The 13,945-nt window shown below is 66.7% G+C and carries 12 protein-coding genes; 8 read left to right on the plus strand and 4 right to left on the minus strand.

The features are described from left to right. The 4 genes from VKG81_RS05870 to rraA all read left to right on the plus strand — a co-directional run. On the plus strand, positions 1–297 hold a 297-nt coding region (locus VKG81_RS05870; protein ID WP_324394902.1), incomplete at its 5' end, for a CopD family protein. A 66-nt stretch (positions 298–363) separates the two neighbouring features. Further along, positions 364–894: a hypothetical protein gene (locus VKG81_RS05875; RefSeq protein ID WP_324394903.1), complete on the plus strand. Its 531-nt coding sequence runs from the start codon at positions 364–366 to the stop codon at positions 892–894. Beyond that, on the plus strand, positions 894–1,019 hold the full coding sequence (locus VKG81_RS05880) for a hypothetical protein (RefSeq protein ID WP_324394904.1): 126 nt from the start codon (positions 894–896) through the stop codon (positions 1,017–1,019). The genes VKG81_RS05875 and VKG81_RS05880 overlap by 1 nt, the downstream gene beginning before the upstream one ends. Continuing rightward, a complete protein-coding gene (gene rraA, locus VKG81_RS05885; protein ID WP_324394905.1) occupies positions 1,016–1,507 on the plus strand; it encodes a ribonuclease E activity regulator RraA in 492 nt (163 codons plus the stop codon). Before VKG81_RS05880 ends, rraA begins: the two co-directional genes overlap by 4 nt. Here the strand turns inward: rraA and VKG81_RS05890 are convergent. Continuing rightward, entirely contained in the window at positions 1,488–2,966 is a 1,479-nt protein-coding gene (locus VKG81_RS05890; RefSeq protein ID WP_324394906.1) for an NAD(P)/FAD-dependent oxidoreductase, read from the minus strand. The two genes, rraA and VKG81_RS05890, sit on opposite strands and share 20 nt — an antisense overlap. Before the next feature lie 77 nt (positions 2,967–3,043). Here VKG81_RS05890 and VKG81_RS05895 point away from each other — a divergent pair, with 77 nt between their 5' ends. The 3 genes from VKG81_RS05895 to VKG81_RS05905 all read left to right on the plus strand — a co-directional run bounded on the left by VKG81_RS05895 (position 3,044) and on the right by VKG81_RS05905 (position 5,523). After that, positions 3,044–3,700, plus strand: a complete 657-nt coding sequence (locus VKG81_RS05895) for a TetR/AcrR family transcriptional regulator (protein WP_324394907.1) — start codon at positions 3,044–3,046, stop codon at positions 3,698–3,700. Between the two features lie 31 nt (positions 3,701–3,731). Beyond that, on the plus strand, positions 3,732–4,928 hold the full coding sequence (gene dinB / locus VKG81_RS05900; protein ID WP_324394913.1) for a DNA polymerase IV: 1,197 nt from the start codon (positions 3,732–3,734) through the stop codon (positions 4,926–4,928). Between the two features lie 67 nt (positions 4,929–4,995). Beyond that, positions 4,996–5,523, plus strand: coding sequence for a TetR family transcriptional regulator (locus VKG81_RS05905; protein WP_324394908.1), 528 nt, complete (start codon positions 4,996–4,998; stop codon positions 5,521–5,523). Here the strand turns inward: VKG81_RS05905 and VKG81_RS05910 are convergent. Continuing rightward, positions 5,496–6,500: a PHP domain-containing protein gene (locus tag VKG81_RS05910; RefSeq protein ID WP_324394909.1), complete on the minus strand. Its 1,005-nt coding sequence runs from the start codon at positions 6,498–6,500 to the stop codon at positions 5,496–5,498. The two genes, VKG81_RS05905 and VKG81_RS05910, sit on opposite strands and share 28 nt — an antisense overlap. Positions 6,501–6,538: 38 nt before the next feature. Between VKG81_RS05910 and VKG81_RS05915 the strand changes: the two genes are divergently transcribed. Then, positions 6,539–7,387 (plus strand): LLM class F420-dependent oxidoreductase, encoded by an 849-nt coding sequence (locus VKG81_RS05915; RefSeq protein WP_324394910.1) that lies wholly within the window; start codon positions 6,539–6,541, stop codon positions 7,385–7,387. A gap of 397 nt (positions 7,388–7,784) precedes the next feature. Here the strand turns inward: VKG81_RS05915 and VKG81_RS05920 are convergent, their stop codons facing one another. Together VKG81_RS05920 and gltB are read right to left on the minus strand one after the other, a co-directional pair. Further along, the gene (locus VKG81_RS05920; protein ID WP_324394911.1) at positions 7,785–9,251 is read right to left on the minus strand and encodes a glutamate synthase subunit beta; all 1,467 of its coding nucleotides are present in this window, start codon (positions 9,249–9,251) and stop codon (positions 7,785–7,787) included. Then, positions 9,244–13,827, minus strand: coding sequence for a glutamate synthase large subunit (gltB, locus tag VKG81_RS05925; RefSeq protein ID WP_324394912.1), 4,584 nt, complete (start codon positions 13,825–13,827; stop codon positions 9,244–9,246). The genes VKG81_RS05920 and gltB overlap by 8 nt, the downstream gene beginning before the upstream one ends. Between the last annotated feature and the right edge of the window lie 118 nt (positions 13,828–13,945).

Consider the following 13,945-nt stretch of genomic DNA (forward strand, 5'->3'; position numbering starts at 1 on the left):
TCGCAGCTGTCGCTGATCTGCGTCGGCGTCTTGCTGGCCACCGGCGTCATCGGCGCCGTGCTGGTCCTCGACTCGCCGACGCAGCTGTACGCCACCGGCTACGGCCGCGTGTTGTCGGCCAAGGTCATGCTGGCGGCGGGGTTGGTGGTGCTGGCCCGGTTCAACCGCAGCAGGTGGCTGCCGGCTGCCCGCTCCCACCGGGCAAGTGCCCAGATTTCGCTGACCCGGTCGGCGACGGAGGTGGCCGTCATGGTCATCGCGCTGACAATGGCGGCGGCGCTGGTCGTGACGGGCTAGCCGGGTCGCCGGCGAACCCGGCTGGCATGATGGGAACCACGGCGAGAACTGCGAAGGAGCAGCCACATGGCAGACGAGCAGGATCGACCCGACCAGCCGCGGGAGTCCAACCCGCCCGCCGCCGATCCAGCCGCGGCGGGCCCTCCGGCCAAGAAGGCGGCCAAGGCCGCGAAGAACGTCCCGGCCAAGAAAGCTCAACCGAAAAAAGCCCCGGCCAAGGCCGCGAAGAAGGCTCCCGCCAAGAAAGCCCCACCCAAGGTGGCGCCACCCAGACCGGACGCTCCCCCACCCCCACCACCCGAGCCGCCGATCGTCGCGGAACCGCCCGCCGCCACCCAACCGGAGCCGGTGCCCGCCGCGGCCAGCCCGGTCGCGGCCAATCTGGCAGAAACCAACGGGGAGGCGGGCCGTGTGGCTGCCGCGAATGAGGCCGCAGCACAAGCGAAGAGGAGTGTCCAGTCAGCACCCGACAGCCTCACCGGCCCCGCGCCGCTGTCGGCTGGCATCATCGCGGCGCGACTGCCCGCGGCGGTCGTGCTCGCAATCGCCCTATTGGCCATCCTGGTGATCCGGCGGTTGCGCGCCTCGCAGGACTGATGTCGGCGCCGGAGCGCCTCGCAGGACTGATGTCGGCGCCGGAGCGCCTCGAAGGACTGATGTCGGCGCCCCGGCTGGCCCGGTTCATGCGCGACGCGATCGCGGTCGCATACTCGGCTGCGTGACCACGCCCGTAGAACCCCGCGCCACTGCCGACCTCGTCGACGAGCTCGGCGACGACACCCGCAGTTGCGACACCCAATTCCGGCAGTTCGGCGGACGCGCGATGTTCGCCGGACCGATCAGCACCCTGCGCTGCTTCCAGGACAACGCGCTGCTGAAGTCGCTGCTCTCGGAGCCGGGAAACGGCGGCGTGCTGGTGGTCGACGGGGGCGGTTCCCTACACACGGCGCTGGTCGGTGACGTGATCGCCGACTTGGGTCACAGCAACGGCTGGGCAGGCATCATCGTAAACGGCGCGATTCGCGACTCGACGGCCTTGCGCACCATCGACATCGGTGTCAAGGCGCTCGGCACGAACCCGCGGAAGAGCACCAAGACCGGGGACGGTGAGCGCGACGTCGCCGTCGAACTCGGCGGAATTTGTTTCGTTCCAGGGGAAATCGCTTACAGCGACGACGACGGGATCGTTGTCACGCGGACGCCGCGCTGACCGCCGCTCGGTGCCGCGAAAAGCGCAGCGCCCGGTCATCCACCTTTCCGTGCCGGATAAGGCGCAAGTCCAGCAGGTAATTCTGCTTGAGCCGCCACGGCGCCCGTGAGCCCGCCTTCGGCAGGCTGTCCAGCGCCCTCAGCACGTAGCCCGGCGTGAAGTCCATCAGCGAGCGCTCCTCCACCGAGTCGCCAGGATGTTGCGGCACGACCGCGTCGTAGCCGTTGGCATCCATGTAATTGATGACGCGGCAGACGAACTCGGAAACCAGGTCGGCCTTGAGCGTCCACGAGACGTTGGTGTAGCCGATGGTGAACGCCATGTTCGGCAGCCCGGAGAGCATCATGCCCTTGTAGGTCATCGACTCGGTGAGGTCCACCGGCACTCCGTTGCGGAGAATCGCCGCGCCGCCGAACAGCCGCAGGTTCAAACCCGTTGCGGTGATGATGATGTCGGCCTGAAGCTCCTCGGCCGAGTTCAGCTTGATACCGGTCTTGGTGAACCGATCGATGGTGTCGGTCACGACATCGGCCTGGCCACTGCGAATGGTGCGGAACAGGTCGCCGTTGGGCGCCAGGCACAGGCGCTCGTCCCACGGCTTGTAGCGCGGGCCGAAGTGCTTCTCGACGTCGTAGCCCTCCGGCAGTCGCCGTTCCGCCATGGTCATCAGCGTCTTGCGCATGAAGTTCGGGAACCGCCGGCTGATCCGGTACCGCGCGGACTGGACAAAGATGCTCTTCCAGCGGTTCACCACATACGCGAGTTTGGGGGGCAGCAGGCTCGACGTGCGCACGGCGAACGGATCCACGTCGGGAAGGGAGCCGATGTATGACGGCGAGCGTTGCAGCATTGTCACATGGCCTGCACCCGAATTGGCCAGGGCCGGGATCAAAGTCACCGCAGTGGCACCACTGCCGATCACGATGATCCTCTTGCCCTGATAGTCGAGATCCTCGGGCCAGTGCTGCGGGTGCACGACGGTGCCCTCGAAGTCCTCGGAACCGGGAAACTCCGGCGAATAGCCCTCGTCGTAGTTGTAGTAGCCACTGCACGCGAAGAGGAACGAACAGGTGATGTCGAGTTCTTCGCCGTCACGGTCGACCCTCAGCGTCCATTGGTTGCGCGCGTCGGACCAGTCGGCGGCAATCACCTTGTGGTGGTACCGGATGTGTTTGTCGATGCCGAACTCAGCGGTGGTCTCCGCGAGATACGACATGATCGACGCGCCGTCGGCGATCGCCTTCCCCGACGTCCACGGCTTGAACCGGAAGCCAAGCGTGTACATGTCGGAGTCGGACCGGATGCCAGGATATTTGAACAGGTCCCAGGTACCGCCGAGGTTGTCGCGCGCCTCGAGGACAGCGTAGCTCTTGGTCGGGCAGCGCTCCTGCAGGTGCCACGCTGCGCTGATGCCCGAAATGCCGGCACCCACGATCACGACATCGAGGTGTTCGCTCATGGGTCCAACGGTATCAACACCGTGTCGAGACAGTCAACGTGCCGTCGAGGACCTCGACATGCAGTAAAGTGGCGGCCATGGTCACGTCCGCGCCACCGGCTCACGCCGCCCAGGCTCGCCGCGGTCGCCGGTCGTCGAGGCCGTCCGGAGACGATCGCGAGGCGGCGATATTGCAGACAGCCGAGCGGCTGCTGGCCGAGCGGCTGCTGTCGGAGATCTCGGTCGACGATCTGGCCAAGGGGGCGGGCATCTCGCGCCCCACCTTCTACTTCTACTTCCCGTCGAAGGACGCGGTGATGCTGACGCTGTTGGATCGCGTGGCACACGAGGTGGACTCGGAGATCGGAGAGCTTCAGGAGCGGTTGCGGGCGGATCCGGTCCGCGGCTGGCGGGTGGCCATCAACGGTTTCTTCGAGGCGTTCGGGACGCGCCGGTGGGTCACGCGTGCGGGTGCGGCAGCTATGCGGACCCAACCAGAGGTCCGACAGATCTGGTTGTCGCTGATGCAGAAGTGGATCGACCAGACGGCGGCGCTGATCACCGCCGAGAGGAAGCGCGGCGCGGCCCCCGAAACCATTCCCGCGAAAGATCTTGCGATCTCGCTGAACCTGATGAACGAGCGTGCGATGCTCGCTGCGTTTGCCGGCGAGCAGCCGGCCGTGGAGCACGACCGAGTCGTCGACGCGCTGACCCACATCTGGCTCAACAGCATCTACGGCGCCGCACGACCCTAGACCCGTCGGCCTGTCATGCGAACATATGTTCGTGTTGGTCCGCGGCGACGCTACGATTCTGCACGCCGACCTCGACTCGTTTTACGCGTCCGTCGAGCAGCGCGACGACCCCGCGCTGCGCGGTCGGCCGGTCGTCGTCGGCGCGGGCGTCGTGCTGGCCGCCAGCTACGAGGCCAAGGCGTACGGGGTACGCACCGCGATGAGCGGCCGCCAGGCTCGCCGGCTCTGCCCCCACGCGGTGGTGGTGCCACCGCGGATGTCGGCCTATTCGCAGGCCAGCGAGGCGGTGTTCGAGGTATTCCGCGACACGACGCCGATCGTCGAGCCGCTTTCCGTCGATGAGGCGTTTCTCGACGTCAGCGGATTGCGCCGCATCTCGGGCATGCCGATCCGGATCGCCAGCCGGCTGCGCCGCGACGTCCGCGAGCGCGTCGGCCTGCCGATCACCGTCGGGATCGCCCGCACCAAATTTCTCGCCAAGGTGGCCAGCCAGGTCGCCAAGCCGGACGGGCTGTTGCTGGTGCCGCCGGATCACGAGTTGGAGTTTCTGTATCCGCTGCCCGTCCGGCGGCTGTGGGGTGTCGGCGCGGTGACAGCCGACAAGCTGCATGCGCACGGCATCGAGACCGTGGCCGACGTCGCCGAACTGGGCGAGTCGATGCTCGCGTCGCTGGTCGGAGGCGCGATGGGGCACCGGTTGTATGCGCTGTCGCGCAATGTCGACGCGCGTCGCGTGCAGACAGGAGTACGCCGGCGGTCGGTGGGCGCGCAGCGGGCGCTGGGCCGGGGACCGCACAGCCCCCGGGAGATCGACGCGACCGTCTGCGCGCTTGTCGACCGCATCACCCGACGCATGCGCACCGCCGGACGTACCGGCCGAACGGTGGTGCTGCGGCTGCGTTTCGACGATTTCAGCCGGGTTGCGCGGTCGCAGACCCTGCGTTGCGCGACCTCTTCGACCAAACCGGTGCTGGCCGCCGCTCGCACCCTGGTGGCCGAAGCCGGACCGTTGATCGCCGAGCGCGGCCTCACGATGATCGGCTTCTCGGTCGCCAACATCGACCGCAGCGGGGCACAGCAGCTCGAGCTGCCATTCGACGGGACACCACAATTAGCGCTGGACGAAGCGGTGGATCTGGTCCGCCGTCGCTACGGCACGGCCGCACTCAGCCGAGGGGCACTGCTCGGCCGCAACCCCGGCCTGGAGATGCCCCATCTGCCGGATTGACCGACCCGACCCATGAATGACTCGCCGCGGTGGTGGGTACACCGACCTCCGACGGGAGGACTAGCTAATGCGGGTGACCAAAGAGCAGGCGGCGATCAACCGGCAGCGAATCGTCGACAGCGCGATCCGGATGTTCGCTGAACGAGGCGTTGACGGGGTGGGCGTCGCGGGGGTTATGGCCGACGCGGGATTCACACATGGCGGCTTCTATAACCATTTCACGTCCAAGGACGACCTCGTGCTGCACGCGTGCAGCACATCGTTCGCACGGTCGTTGGCGTCGCTGCGGCGCAACGGCGCTCCGACGCACGACCCGGACTTCGGCGAATGCCTGTCCGCGGCGATGCTGTCCGAATCGTCGAAGAGCGACGGGCCGCTGGGCTCGGTCTACGCCCAAGGGGTGCGGCAGTTCCTCGATGTGCTGACCGAACAGTTCGGAGATCGGGGTCGCGCGGTCGCAGGGCTGGCCAGCTTCGTCGGGGCTCGGGTGATCTCGAGCGCGGTCGCATCCGCCGACCCGGCACTGGCAGGCGAATTCTCCGCCGCGCAGCACCCGCCGGAGGAAGATCAGCCGCGGCTCCAAGCCAGCAGCTGATCTGCCTCCCAGGTGTTGACGATCCGCTCCTTCGGGACGCCGGCGTCGAGCGCACGCTGTGCGCCGTAGCCCAAGAAGTCGAGTTGCCCCGGCGCGTGGGCGTCGGTGTCGATCGAGAAGATGCAGCCGATCTCCAGCGCGAGGTCGATCAGGCGCCGCGGCGGGTCACGCCGCTCCGGCCGAGAGTTGATCTCCACTGCGGTCACGTGGTCGCGGCAGGCGGTGAACACCTTTTCCGCGTCGAACTTCGACTCCGGACGCAGCCCGCGGTTGCCCTCGACGAGACGGCCGGTGCAATGGCCCAGCACGTCGGTGAGGGGGTCCTCCACCGCGCGCAACATGCGGCGCGTCATCGCGGGCGCGTCCATCGACAGCTTGGAGTGCACGCTGGCCACGACGACGTCGAGCCGCTCGAGCAGCTCGGGTTCCTGGTCGAGGCTCCCGTCCTCCAGGATGTCGACCTCGATACCGGTCAGGACGCGAAACGGCGCGATGCTTTCCCGCAACTCGTCGATCACGTCGAGCTGCGCGCGCAGCCGCTCCGGTGACAACCCGTTGGCGATCGTGAGCCGCGGCGAGTGGTCGGTCAGTGCGCAGTACTCGTGGCCGAGCTCCTTTGCGGCGTGCATCATCTCGCCGATCGGCGCGGAGCCGTCGGACCAGTTCGAGTGCGTATGCAAATCACCGCGCAACGCGGCGCGTATTTCGCCGCCCCCCAGATCCTTGGCGCCACCGCGCAATTCGACGAGGACCTCGGGTTCGAGGCCCGACCACGCCTGGGCGATCACCGCGGCGGTCTTGGGCCCGATGCCTGGCAACGTCTGCCAGCTGTTGGCTTGGCCGTGCCGCTCGCGTTCGTCGTCGTCGAGGGCCTCGACGATGTCGGCTGCCTTGCGGTACGCCATAACGCGCCGCGGCTCCTCGCGTGCGCGATCCTTGTAGTAGGCGATCTCGCGCAGTGCGGCGACCGGGTCCATGATTCCAGTCTGCCGCAACCGCGACTAGGCTTGATCCAGTGCGATTCGCTTTCAAAACCTCACCGCAGAACACCACTTGGCCCGCGATGCTGTCGGTTTGGCAGGAGGCCGACGACATCGACGTCTACGAGTCCGGCTGGACATTCGATCACTTCTATCCGATCTTTTCCGACTCCACCGGCCCGTGTCTGGAGGGCTGGATCACACTGACGGCCCTAGCGCAGGCCACCAGACGGCTTCGGCTCGGCACGTTGGTGACCGGCATCCACTATCGTCACCCGGCTGTTTTGGCCAACATGGCCGCCGCCCTCGACATCGTCTCCAACGGCCGGCTGGAACTGGGCATCGGCGCCGGCTGGAACGAAGAGGAATCCGGTGCGTACGGCATCGAGCTCGGCACAATCAGGGAACGCATGGACCGGTTCGAGGAAGCCTGCCAGGTGCTGATCGGCCTGCTCAGCCACGAGACGACGGACTTCGACGGCACGTTCTACCACCTCAAAGGCGCCCGCAATGAGCCGAAAGGCCCGCAGAAGCCGCATCCCCCGATCTGCATCGGCGGCAGCGGCGAGAGGCGCACGCTACGGATCACCGCCCGGTACGCACAGCACTGGAACTACGTCGGGGGTCCACCCGAGGAGTTCGCCCGCAAGCGCGACGTACTCGCCGCGCACTGTGCCGACGTGGGCCGTGACCCGAAGGAGATCATGCTGTCCGCGCATGTTCGGCTGGGACCGGAGCGGGACTATGAGAAGGTCGTCGCCGACGCCGCCGCGCTCGGCGAGGAGGGGCTCAACCTCGCGATCGTGTACCTTCCGCAGCCGAACGACCCGGCCGTCCTCGAGCCGTTGGCGAACGCCATACGGGCGTCGGGATTAGCCGGTTGATAACGGATCAATAACGATTGGCAAAGTTAAAATCACGGCCAGCCCAGTGTGGCGGTGATTGATCCTCGAAGCGTCAGAAGCCGAAGCGCAGCAACTCGTCGGCAGTTACCAGGCGTTCGTGTTTAGCGGGAAATTCGCGGCTCTTAACGGGGTGCCGAAACCATGACCAGGCGATTCGACCCGCCCGAGACCGGGGTAACGGGTTGAGGTGCACGCTTATCACTCCTGCGGTGAACTAGCTCCGTTTATTGACGCGGGTGATTAGTTTACACCGCAACACCCACAGTGGGATATTGAACACCCGATCCCGGGCAAACTCCGGGAGGCGCGCCAAAAGTCTAAAGGGCGTGTCGAGACTTTCGCTGATGTCGGCGGCGGTGCCGTTTGCTCTTCGCGCTCATCGCTGCGGCGCGGCGCTCGGCGGGATCGGCGCGGGCAGCGCGGTGACCCCCATCAGGTATCCGTCAACCGCCGCCGCGGCCGCCCGGCCCTCGGCGATCGCCCAGACGATCAGAGACTGGCCGCGGCCCATGTCCCCGGCGACGAACACGCCCGGTACCGAAGTCGCGTACTCGTGATCGCGTGCGACGTCGCCGCGCTCGGTGAAATGGACACCCAGGTCGGTCAGAAGGCCGTCTTTCTCCGGCCCGACGAAGCCCATCGCCAACAGCACCAGGTCCGCCTCCAGGTCGAAGTCGGTGCCCTCAACCTTCGCGAACTTGCCGTCGACCATCTCCACGTGGTGGGCACGCAGGCCTTTCAATTGCCCGCCAGCACCGACGAATTCCTCGGTGTTGACCGAGAACACCCGCTCGCCGCCCTCCTCGTGCGCGGCCGAGACCCGGAACATCAGCGGATACGTCGGCCACGGGGTGGACTCGGCGCGGCCTTCCGGCGGCCGCGGCATGATCTCGAACTGGTGCACGTCGACGGCGCCCTGGCGGTGCACGGTGCCCAGGCAGTCGGCGCCGGTGTCGCCGCCGCCGATGATGATCACCTTCTTACCTCTGGCGGTGATCGGCGGCTCGCCGTCGTCACCGAGCACAGGGTCGCCCTCCTGCACGCGGTTGGCCCAGGGCAGATACTCCATGGCCTGGTGGATACCGTCGAGTTCTCGGCCGGGGATCGGCAGGTCACGCCATGCCGTGGCCCCGCCGGCCAGCACGACAGCGTCGAAGTCGGCGCGCAGCTGCTCTGCGGTGATGTCGACGCCGACGTTCACGCCCGGCTTGAAGATGGTGCCCTCGGCCTCCATCTGCGCCAGCCTGCGGTCCAGGTGCCGCTTCTCCATCTTGAACTCGGGAATGCCGTAGCGCAGCAGCCCGCCAATCCGGTCGGCGCGCTCGAACACCGTGACCGTGTGGCCGGCACGGGTGAGCTGCTGGGCCGCAGCCAGGCCGGCGGGGCCGGATCCGACGACCGCGACCGTCCTGCCGGTCAGCGTGTGCGGCGGCAACGGCTGCACCCAGCCCTGGGCGAACGCATTGTCGATGATCTCGACCTCGACCTGCTTGATCGTCACCGGATCCTGGTTGATGCCGAGCACACATGACGCCTCGCACGGCGCCGGGCACAGCCGGCCGGTGAACTCAGGGAAGTTGTTGGTGGCGTGCAGCCGCTCGACAGCGTCGCGCCAGCGGTCGGTGCGTACCAGGTCGTTCCACTCCGGTATCAGGTTGCCCAATGGACAACCGTTGTGGCAGAACGGGATTCCGCAGTCCATGCATCGCGACGCCTGGGTGCGCAGTGCGTCGTGGCTGAACTCTTCGTAGACCTCACTCCAGTCCTTCAGCCGCAACGGGACCGGCCGCCGCTTCGGCAGCTCGCGCTCGCGGTGCTTCAGGAAGCCGGCCGGATCAGCCATGAGCCGACGCCATGATCGCCTGGTCCACGTCCGTTCCGTTCTGCTCCGCCTCGGCGATGGCCTCCAGGACGCGCTTGAAGTCGCGCGGCATGACCTTCACGAACTGCTGCCGCTCTCGGCCCCAGTGGGCCAGGATCCGCTTGCCCGGCGCCGAGTCGGTGGCGTCGACGTGTTTGGTCAGCACCTGGTGGAGCCAGTCGAGGTCATCGTCGTCGAGTTCCTCGAGTTCGACCATCTCGGCGTTGAGGTGGTCCGGCAGGCGCCTGTCGGGGTCGTACACGTAGGCCATTCCGCCAGACATACCCGCGGCGAAGTTGCGGCCGGTCGGACCGAGGATGACGACCTTGCCGCCGGTCATGTACTCACAGCCGTGGTCGCCGACGCCCTCGACCACAGCATGGGCGCCGGAGTTGCGGACCGCGAACCGCTCACCGACCACGCCGCGCAGGAACGCCTCGCCGCTCGTGGCGCCGAACAGGATCACGTTGCCGCCGATGATGTTCTCCTCGGCGACGAAATCTGCCGGCGCATTGCGCGCCGGGCGCACCACGATGCGGCCGCCGGACAACCCCTTGCCGACGTAGTCATTGGCGTCGCCGTAGACACGCAACGTGATGCCCTTGGGCACGAAAGCCCCGAAGCTGTTGCCGGCCGATCCGTCGAACGTGATGTCGATGGTGTTGTCGGGAAGGCCTTGGCCGCCATAGGCTTTGGTCAACTCGTGGCCGAGCATGGTTCCAACGGTCCGGTTCACGTTGGTGATCTTGGTGGAGAACGTGACCGGCTTCTGCTGATCCAGCGCCTCGCGGCTGACGACGATCAGTTGCTGGTCGAGCGCCTTGTCCAGGCCGTGGTCTTGGCGCGAGCTGCAGTAGAGGTCCTGGTTCATGAACGCCGACTCCGGCTCGTGCAGAACGGGCGACAAATCGAGCTTGCGCGCCTTCCAGTGCTCGGCGGCCAGCGTGGTGTCCAGCGAGCTCACCTGGCCGACGGCCTCGTTGATGGTCCGGAAACCGAGCTGCGCGAGGTATTCCCGGACTTCCTCTGCCACGAACATGAAGAAGTTCTCGACGAACTCCGGCGTGCCGTTGAACCGCTTGCGCAGCTCCGGGTTCTGGGTCGCAACGCCCACCGGGCACGTGTCGAGGTGACACACCCGCATCATGATGCACCCCGAGACCACCAGCGGCGCAGTGGCGAAGCCATACTCCTCGGCACCGAGCAGCGTCGCGATCATGACGTCCCTGCCGGTCTTCATCTGCCCGTCGACCTGCACCACGATCCGGTCGCGCAACCCGTTGAGCAGCAACGTCTGCTGTGTCTCGGCCAGGCCCAGCTCCCATGGGGCGCCGGCGTGCTTCATCGACGTCAGCGGCGTCGCACCGGTGCCACCGTCGTGCCCGGAGATCAGCACCACGTCCGCGTGTGCCTTCGAGACCCCCGCCGCGACGGTGCCGACCCCGACCTCGGAGACCAGCTTGACGTGCACCCGCGCCTGGGGGTTGGCGTTCTTGAGATCGTAGATCAGCTGCGCAAGGTCCTCGATCGAGTAGATGTCGTGGTGCGGCGGCGGCGATATCAGGCCCACACCCGGCGTCGAGTGCCGCACTTCGGCCACCCACGGATACACTTTGTGCCCCGGAAGCTGACCGCCCTCACCCGGTTTCGCGCCCTGGGCCATCTTGATCTGGATGTCGGTGCAGTTGCTGAGATAGTGCGATGTGACGCCGAACCTCGCGGACGCGACCTGCTTGATCGCGCTGCGTCGCCAGTCGCCGTTGGGGTCGCGGTCGAAGCGGCGCACATCCTCGCCGCCTTCGCCGCAATTCGATCGGCCGCCGAGCCGGTTCATTGCGATGGCCAGCGTCTCGTGTGCTTCGGCGGAGATCGACCCGTAGCTCATCGCACCAGTGGCGAACCGCTTGACTATCTCGCTGGCCGGCTCGACCTCCTCGATCGGCACCGGCGGCCGCACACAGTCTTTGAACTTCAGCAGTCCCCGCAGCGACGCCATGCGCTCGCTCTGGTCGTCGACCAGCTTGCTGTACTCCTTGAATATGCCGTAATGCCCGGTGCGGGTCGAATGCTGCAGCTTGAAAACGGTGTCCGGGTTGAACAAGTGATACTCGCCCTCACGGCGCCACTGGTATTCGCCGCCGACCGGCAACTCGCGGTGCGCCCGCTCCTCGGGCCGGTCCAGGAACGCGATCGCGTGCCTGGCCGCGACGTCGTCGGCGATGTCGTCGAGGTCGATACCACCGGTCGGACAGGTCAACCCGGTGAAGTACTCGTCGAGGAGGGCCTGCGACATGCCAACCGCCTGGAACAACTGCGCGCCGGTGTAGGACGCCAGCGTGGAGATGCCCATCTTGGACATCACCTTCAGCACGCCCTTGCCGGCGGCCTTGACGTAGTTGGTCAGCGCCTTGTCGCGATCCATCCCGGTGATAACGCCGCGGTCGAGCATGTCCTCGATCGACTCGAAAGCCATGTACGGGTTGATCGCCGCCGCGCCGAATCCGATCAGCGCCGCCATGTGATGCACCTCGCGGGCGTCACCGGACTCGACGACCAGGCCGACGAGCGTGCGGGTGCGCTCACGCACCAGGTGATGGTGGACAGCGGACACGCTGAGCAACGACGGGATCGGCGCGAGCTTCTCGTCGGATTCGCGGTCCGACAACACGATGATCCGAGCGCCGCCGGCGATCGCCGCGGACGCCTGTGCGCGCACATCATCCAGCGCGGCCTTCAGCCCGGCGCCACTCTCAGCCACCGGGTAAAGACACCGAATCACCTTGGTGCGCATGCCATGCCGACGGCCATTGATCTCCTGGTCGGGATCGACGTTTATCAGCTTGGCAAGCTCATGGTTGCGCAGAATCGGCTGCGGCAGCACGATCTGCCGGCACGAGTTCTCGTCGGGGCTGAGCAGGTCGCCTTCGGGGCCGATGACGCCCTGCAGGCTGGTCACGACCTCTTCGCGGATGGCGTCCAGTGGCGGGTTAGTGACCTGCGCGAAGAGCTGGTGGAAATAGTCGTAGAGCATCCGGGACCGCTGGGACAACACCGCGACAGGGGTGTCGGTTCCCATCGACCCAATCGGCTCCGCACCGGCACGCGCCATCGGTGCGACCAGCAGGTTGAGTTCCTCGTACGTGTAGCCGAACACCAACTGGCGCAACACGACCCGGTGATGCGGCATTCGGATATAGGGGCCCTGCGGCAGCTCCTCCAGCCCGATCAGCCCATTGTCAAGCCAGTCCCGGTACGGCTGCTCGGCAGCCAGCTCGGCCTTGATCTCCTCGTCGGCGACGATGCGGCCCTGGGCGGTGTCAACCAGGAACATGCGGCCCGGCTGCAGCCGCATCCGGCGGACCACCTTCGACGGGTCGAGTTCGAGCACGCCCGCCTCTGAAGCCATCACCACGAGGCCGTCGTCGGTCACCCAGATACGTGACGGCCGAAGGCCGTTGCGGTCCAGCACCGCGCCGATCACCGTGCCATCGGTGAACGTCATCGATGCCGGGCCATCCCACGGCTCCATCAGCGACGAGTGATACTGGTAGAACGCGCGCCGCGCCGGGTCCATCGACTCATGGCGCTCCCACGCCTCGGGGATCATCATCAGCACCGCATGCGCGAGGCTGCGACCGCCGAGGTGCAGCAATTCCAGCACCTCGTCGAAGCGGGCGGTGTCCGACGCACCGGGCGTGCAGATCGGGAACAGCTTCTCGACGTCCTGCGGCGAGCCGAAGATGTCCGTGCCGATCAGTGCTTCTCGGGCGCGCATCCAGTTCTCATTGCCGGTGACGGTGTTGATCTCGCCGTTGTGGGCGATCCTCCGGAACGGATGCGCAAGCGGCCATGACGGGAAGGTGTTCGTCGAGAACCGCGAGTGGACGATGCCCAGCGCGCTCGTCAGGCGCTGGTCTTGCAGATCGAGGTAGAAGGCCTTCAGCTGCGGGGTGGTCAGCATCCCCTTGTACACATAGGTCTGGCCGGAAAGGCTTGGGAAATAGACGGTTTCACGACCCGGACCGTCCTGGCCGGGACCCTTGGTGCCGAGCTCGTGCTCGGCGCGCTTGCGCACGATGTAGGCGCGGCGCTCAAGCTCCATCCCTTCGGCACCGGCGATAAAAACCTGGCGGAAGGTCGGCATCGCGTCGCGCGCCAGAGCGCCGAGAGACGACTCGTCGGTCGGCACCTCGCGCCAGCCGAGCACCTCCAGCCCCTCGGCCTCGGCGATCTTCTCCACCGCGGCGCACGCGGTGGCCGCATCCTTTGACGACTGCGGTAGAAACGCCATGCCGGTCGCGTAGCTGCCCTGCGGCGGAAGTTCGAAATCCACCACCGCCCGCAGGAATTCGTCGGGCACCTGGATCAGGATGCCGGCGCCGTCACCGGTATGCGGCTCGGCGCCCTGGGCACCGCGGTGCTCCAGGTTCAGTAGGGCGGTGATCGCCTTGTCGACAATGTCGCGGCTGCGGCGGCCGTGCATGTCGACAACCATCGCGACGCCGCACGCATCATGTTCGAACGCGGGGTTGTAAAGCCCGACATTCTTGGGCGCCATTCCCACCTAACCCTTCGCGTAAGTACTGCATGTGGCCTTGAAGGGAGTGCTGCCGTGCGACGCTGAACGGCGCACTTGTCCCAGTCACGACAAGTGGTGAAAACGATATGACAAACAC

Source organism: Mycobacterium sp. (assembly GCF_035314905.1).
GTDB lineage: Bacteria > Actinomycetota > Actinomycetes > Mycobacteriales > Mycobacteriaceae > Mycobacterium.

What these genes read in the sequence shown, in the direction of transcription:
- VKG81_RS05875 (WP_324394903.1), top strand. Translation starts at nt 364, where the DNA reads ATGGCAGACGAGCAGGATCGACCCGACCAGCCGCGGGAGTCCAACCCG.
- VKG81_RS05910 (WP_324394909.1), bottom strand. Translation starts at nt 6,500, where the DNA reads ATGGACCCGGTCGCCGCACTGCGCGAGATCGCCTACTACAAGGATCGC.
- VKG81_RS05880 (WP_324394904.1), top strand. Translation starts at nt 894, where the DNA reads ATGTCGGCGCCGGAGCGCCTCGCAGGACTGATGTCGGCGCCGGAGCGC.
- VKG81_RS05890 (WP_324394906.1), bottom strand. Translation starts at nt 2,966, where the DNA reads ATGAGCGAACACCTCGATGTCGTGATCGTGGGTGCCGGCATTTCGGGC.
- VKG81_RS05920 (WP_324394911.1), bottom strand. Translation starts at nt 9,251, where the DNA reads ATGGCTGATCCGGCCGGCTTCCTGAAGCACCGCGAGCGCGAGCTGCCG.
- gltB (WP_324394912.1), bottom strand. Translation starts at nt 13,827, where the DNA reads ATGGCGCCCAAGAATGTCGGGCTTTACAACCCCGCGTTCGAACATGAT.
- VKG81_RS05895 (WP_324394907.1), top strand. Translation starts at nt 3,044, where the DNA reads ATGGTCACGTCCGCGCCACCGGCTCACGCCGCCCAGGCTCGCCGCGGT.
- VKG81_RS05905 (WP_324394908.1), top strand. Translation starts at nt 4,996, where the DNA reads ATGCGGGTGACCAAAGAGCAGGCGGCGATCAACCGGCAGCGAATCGTC.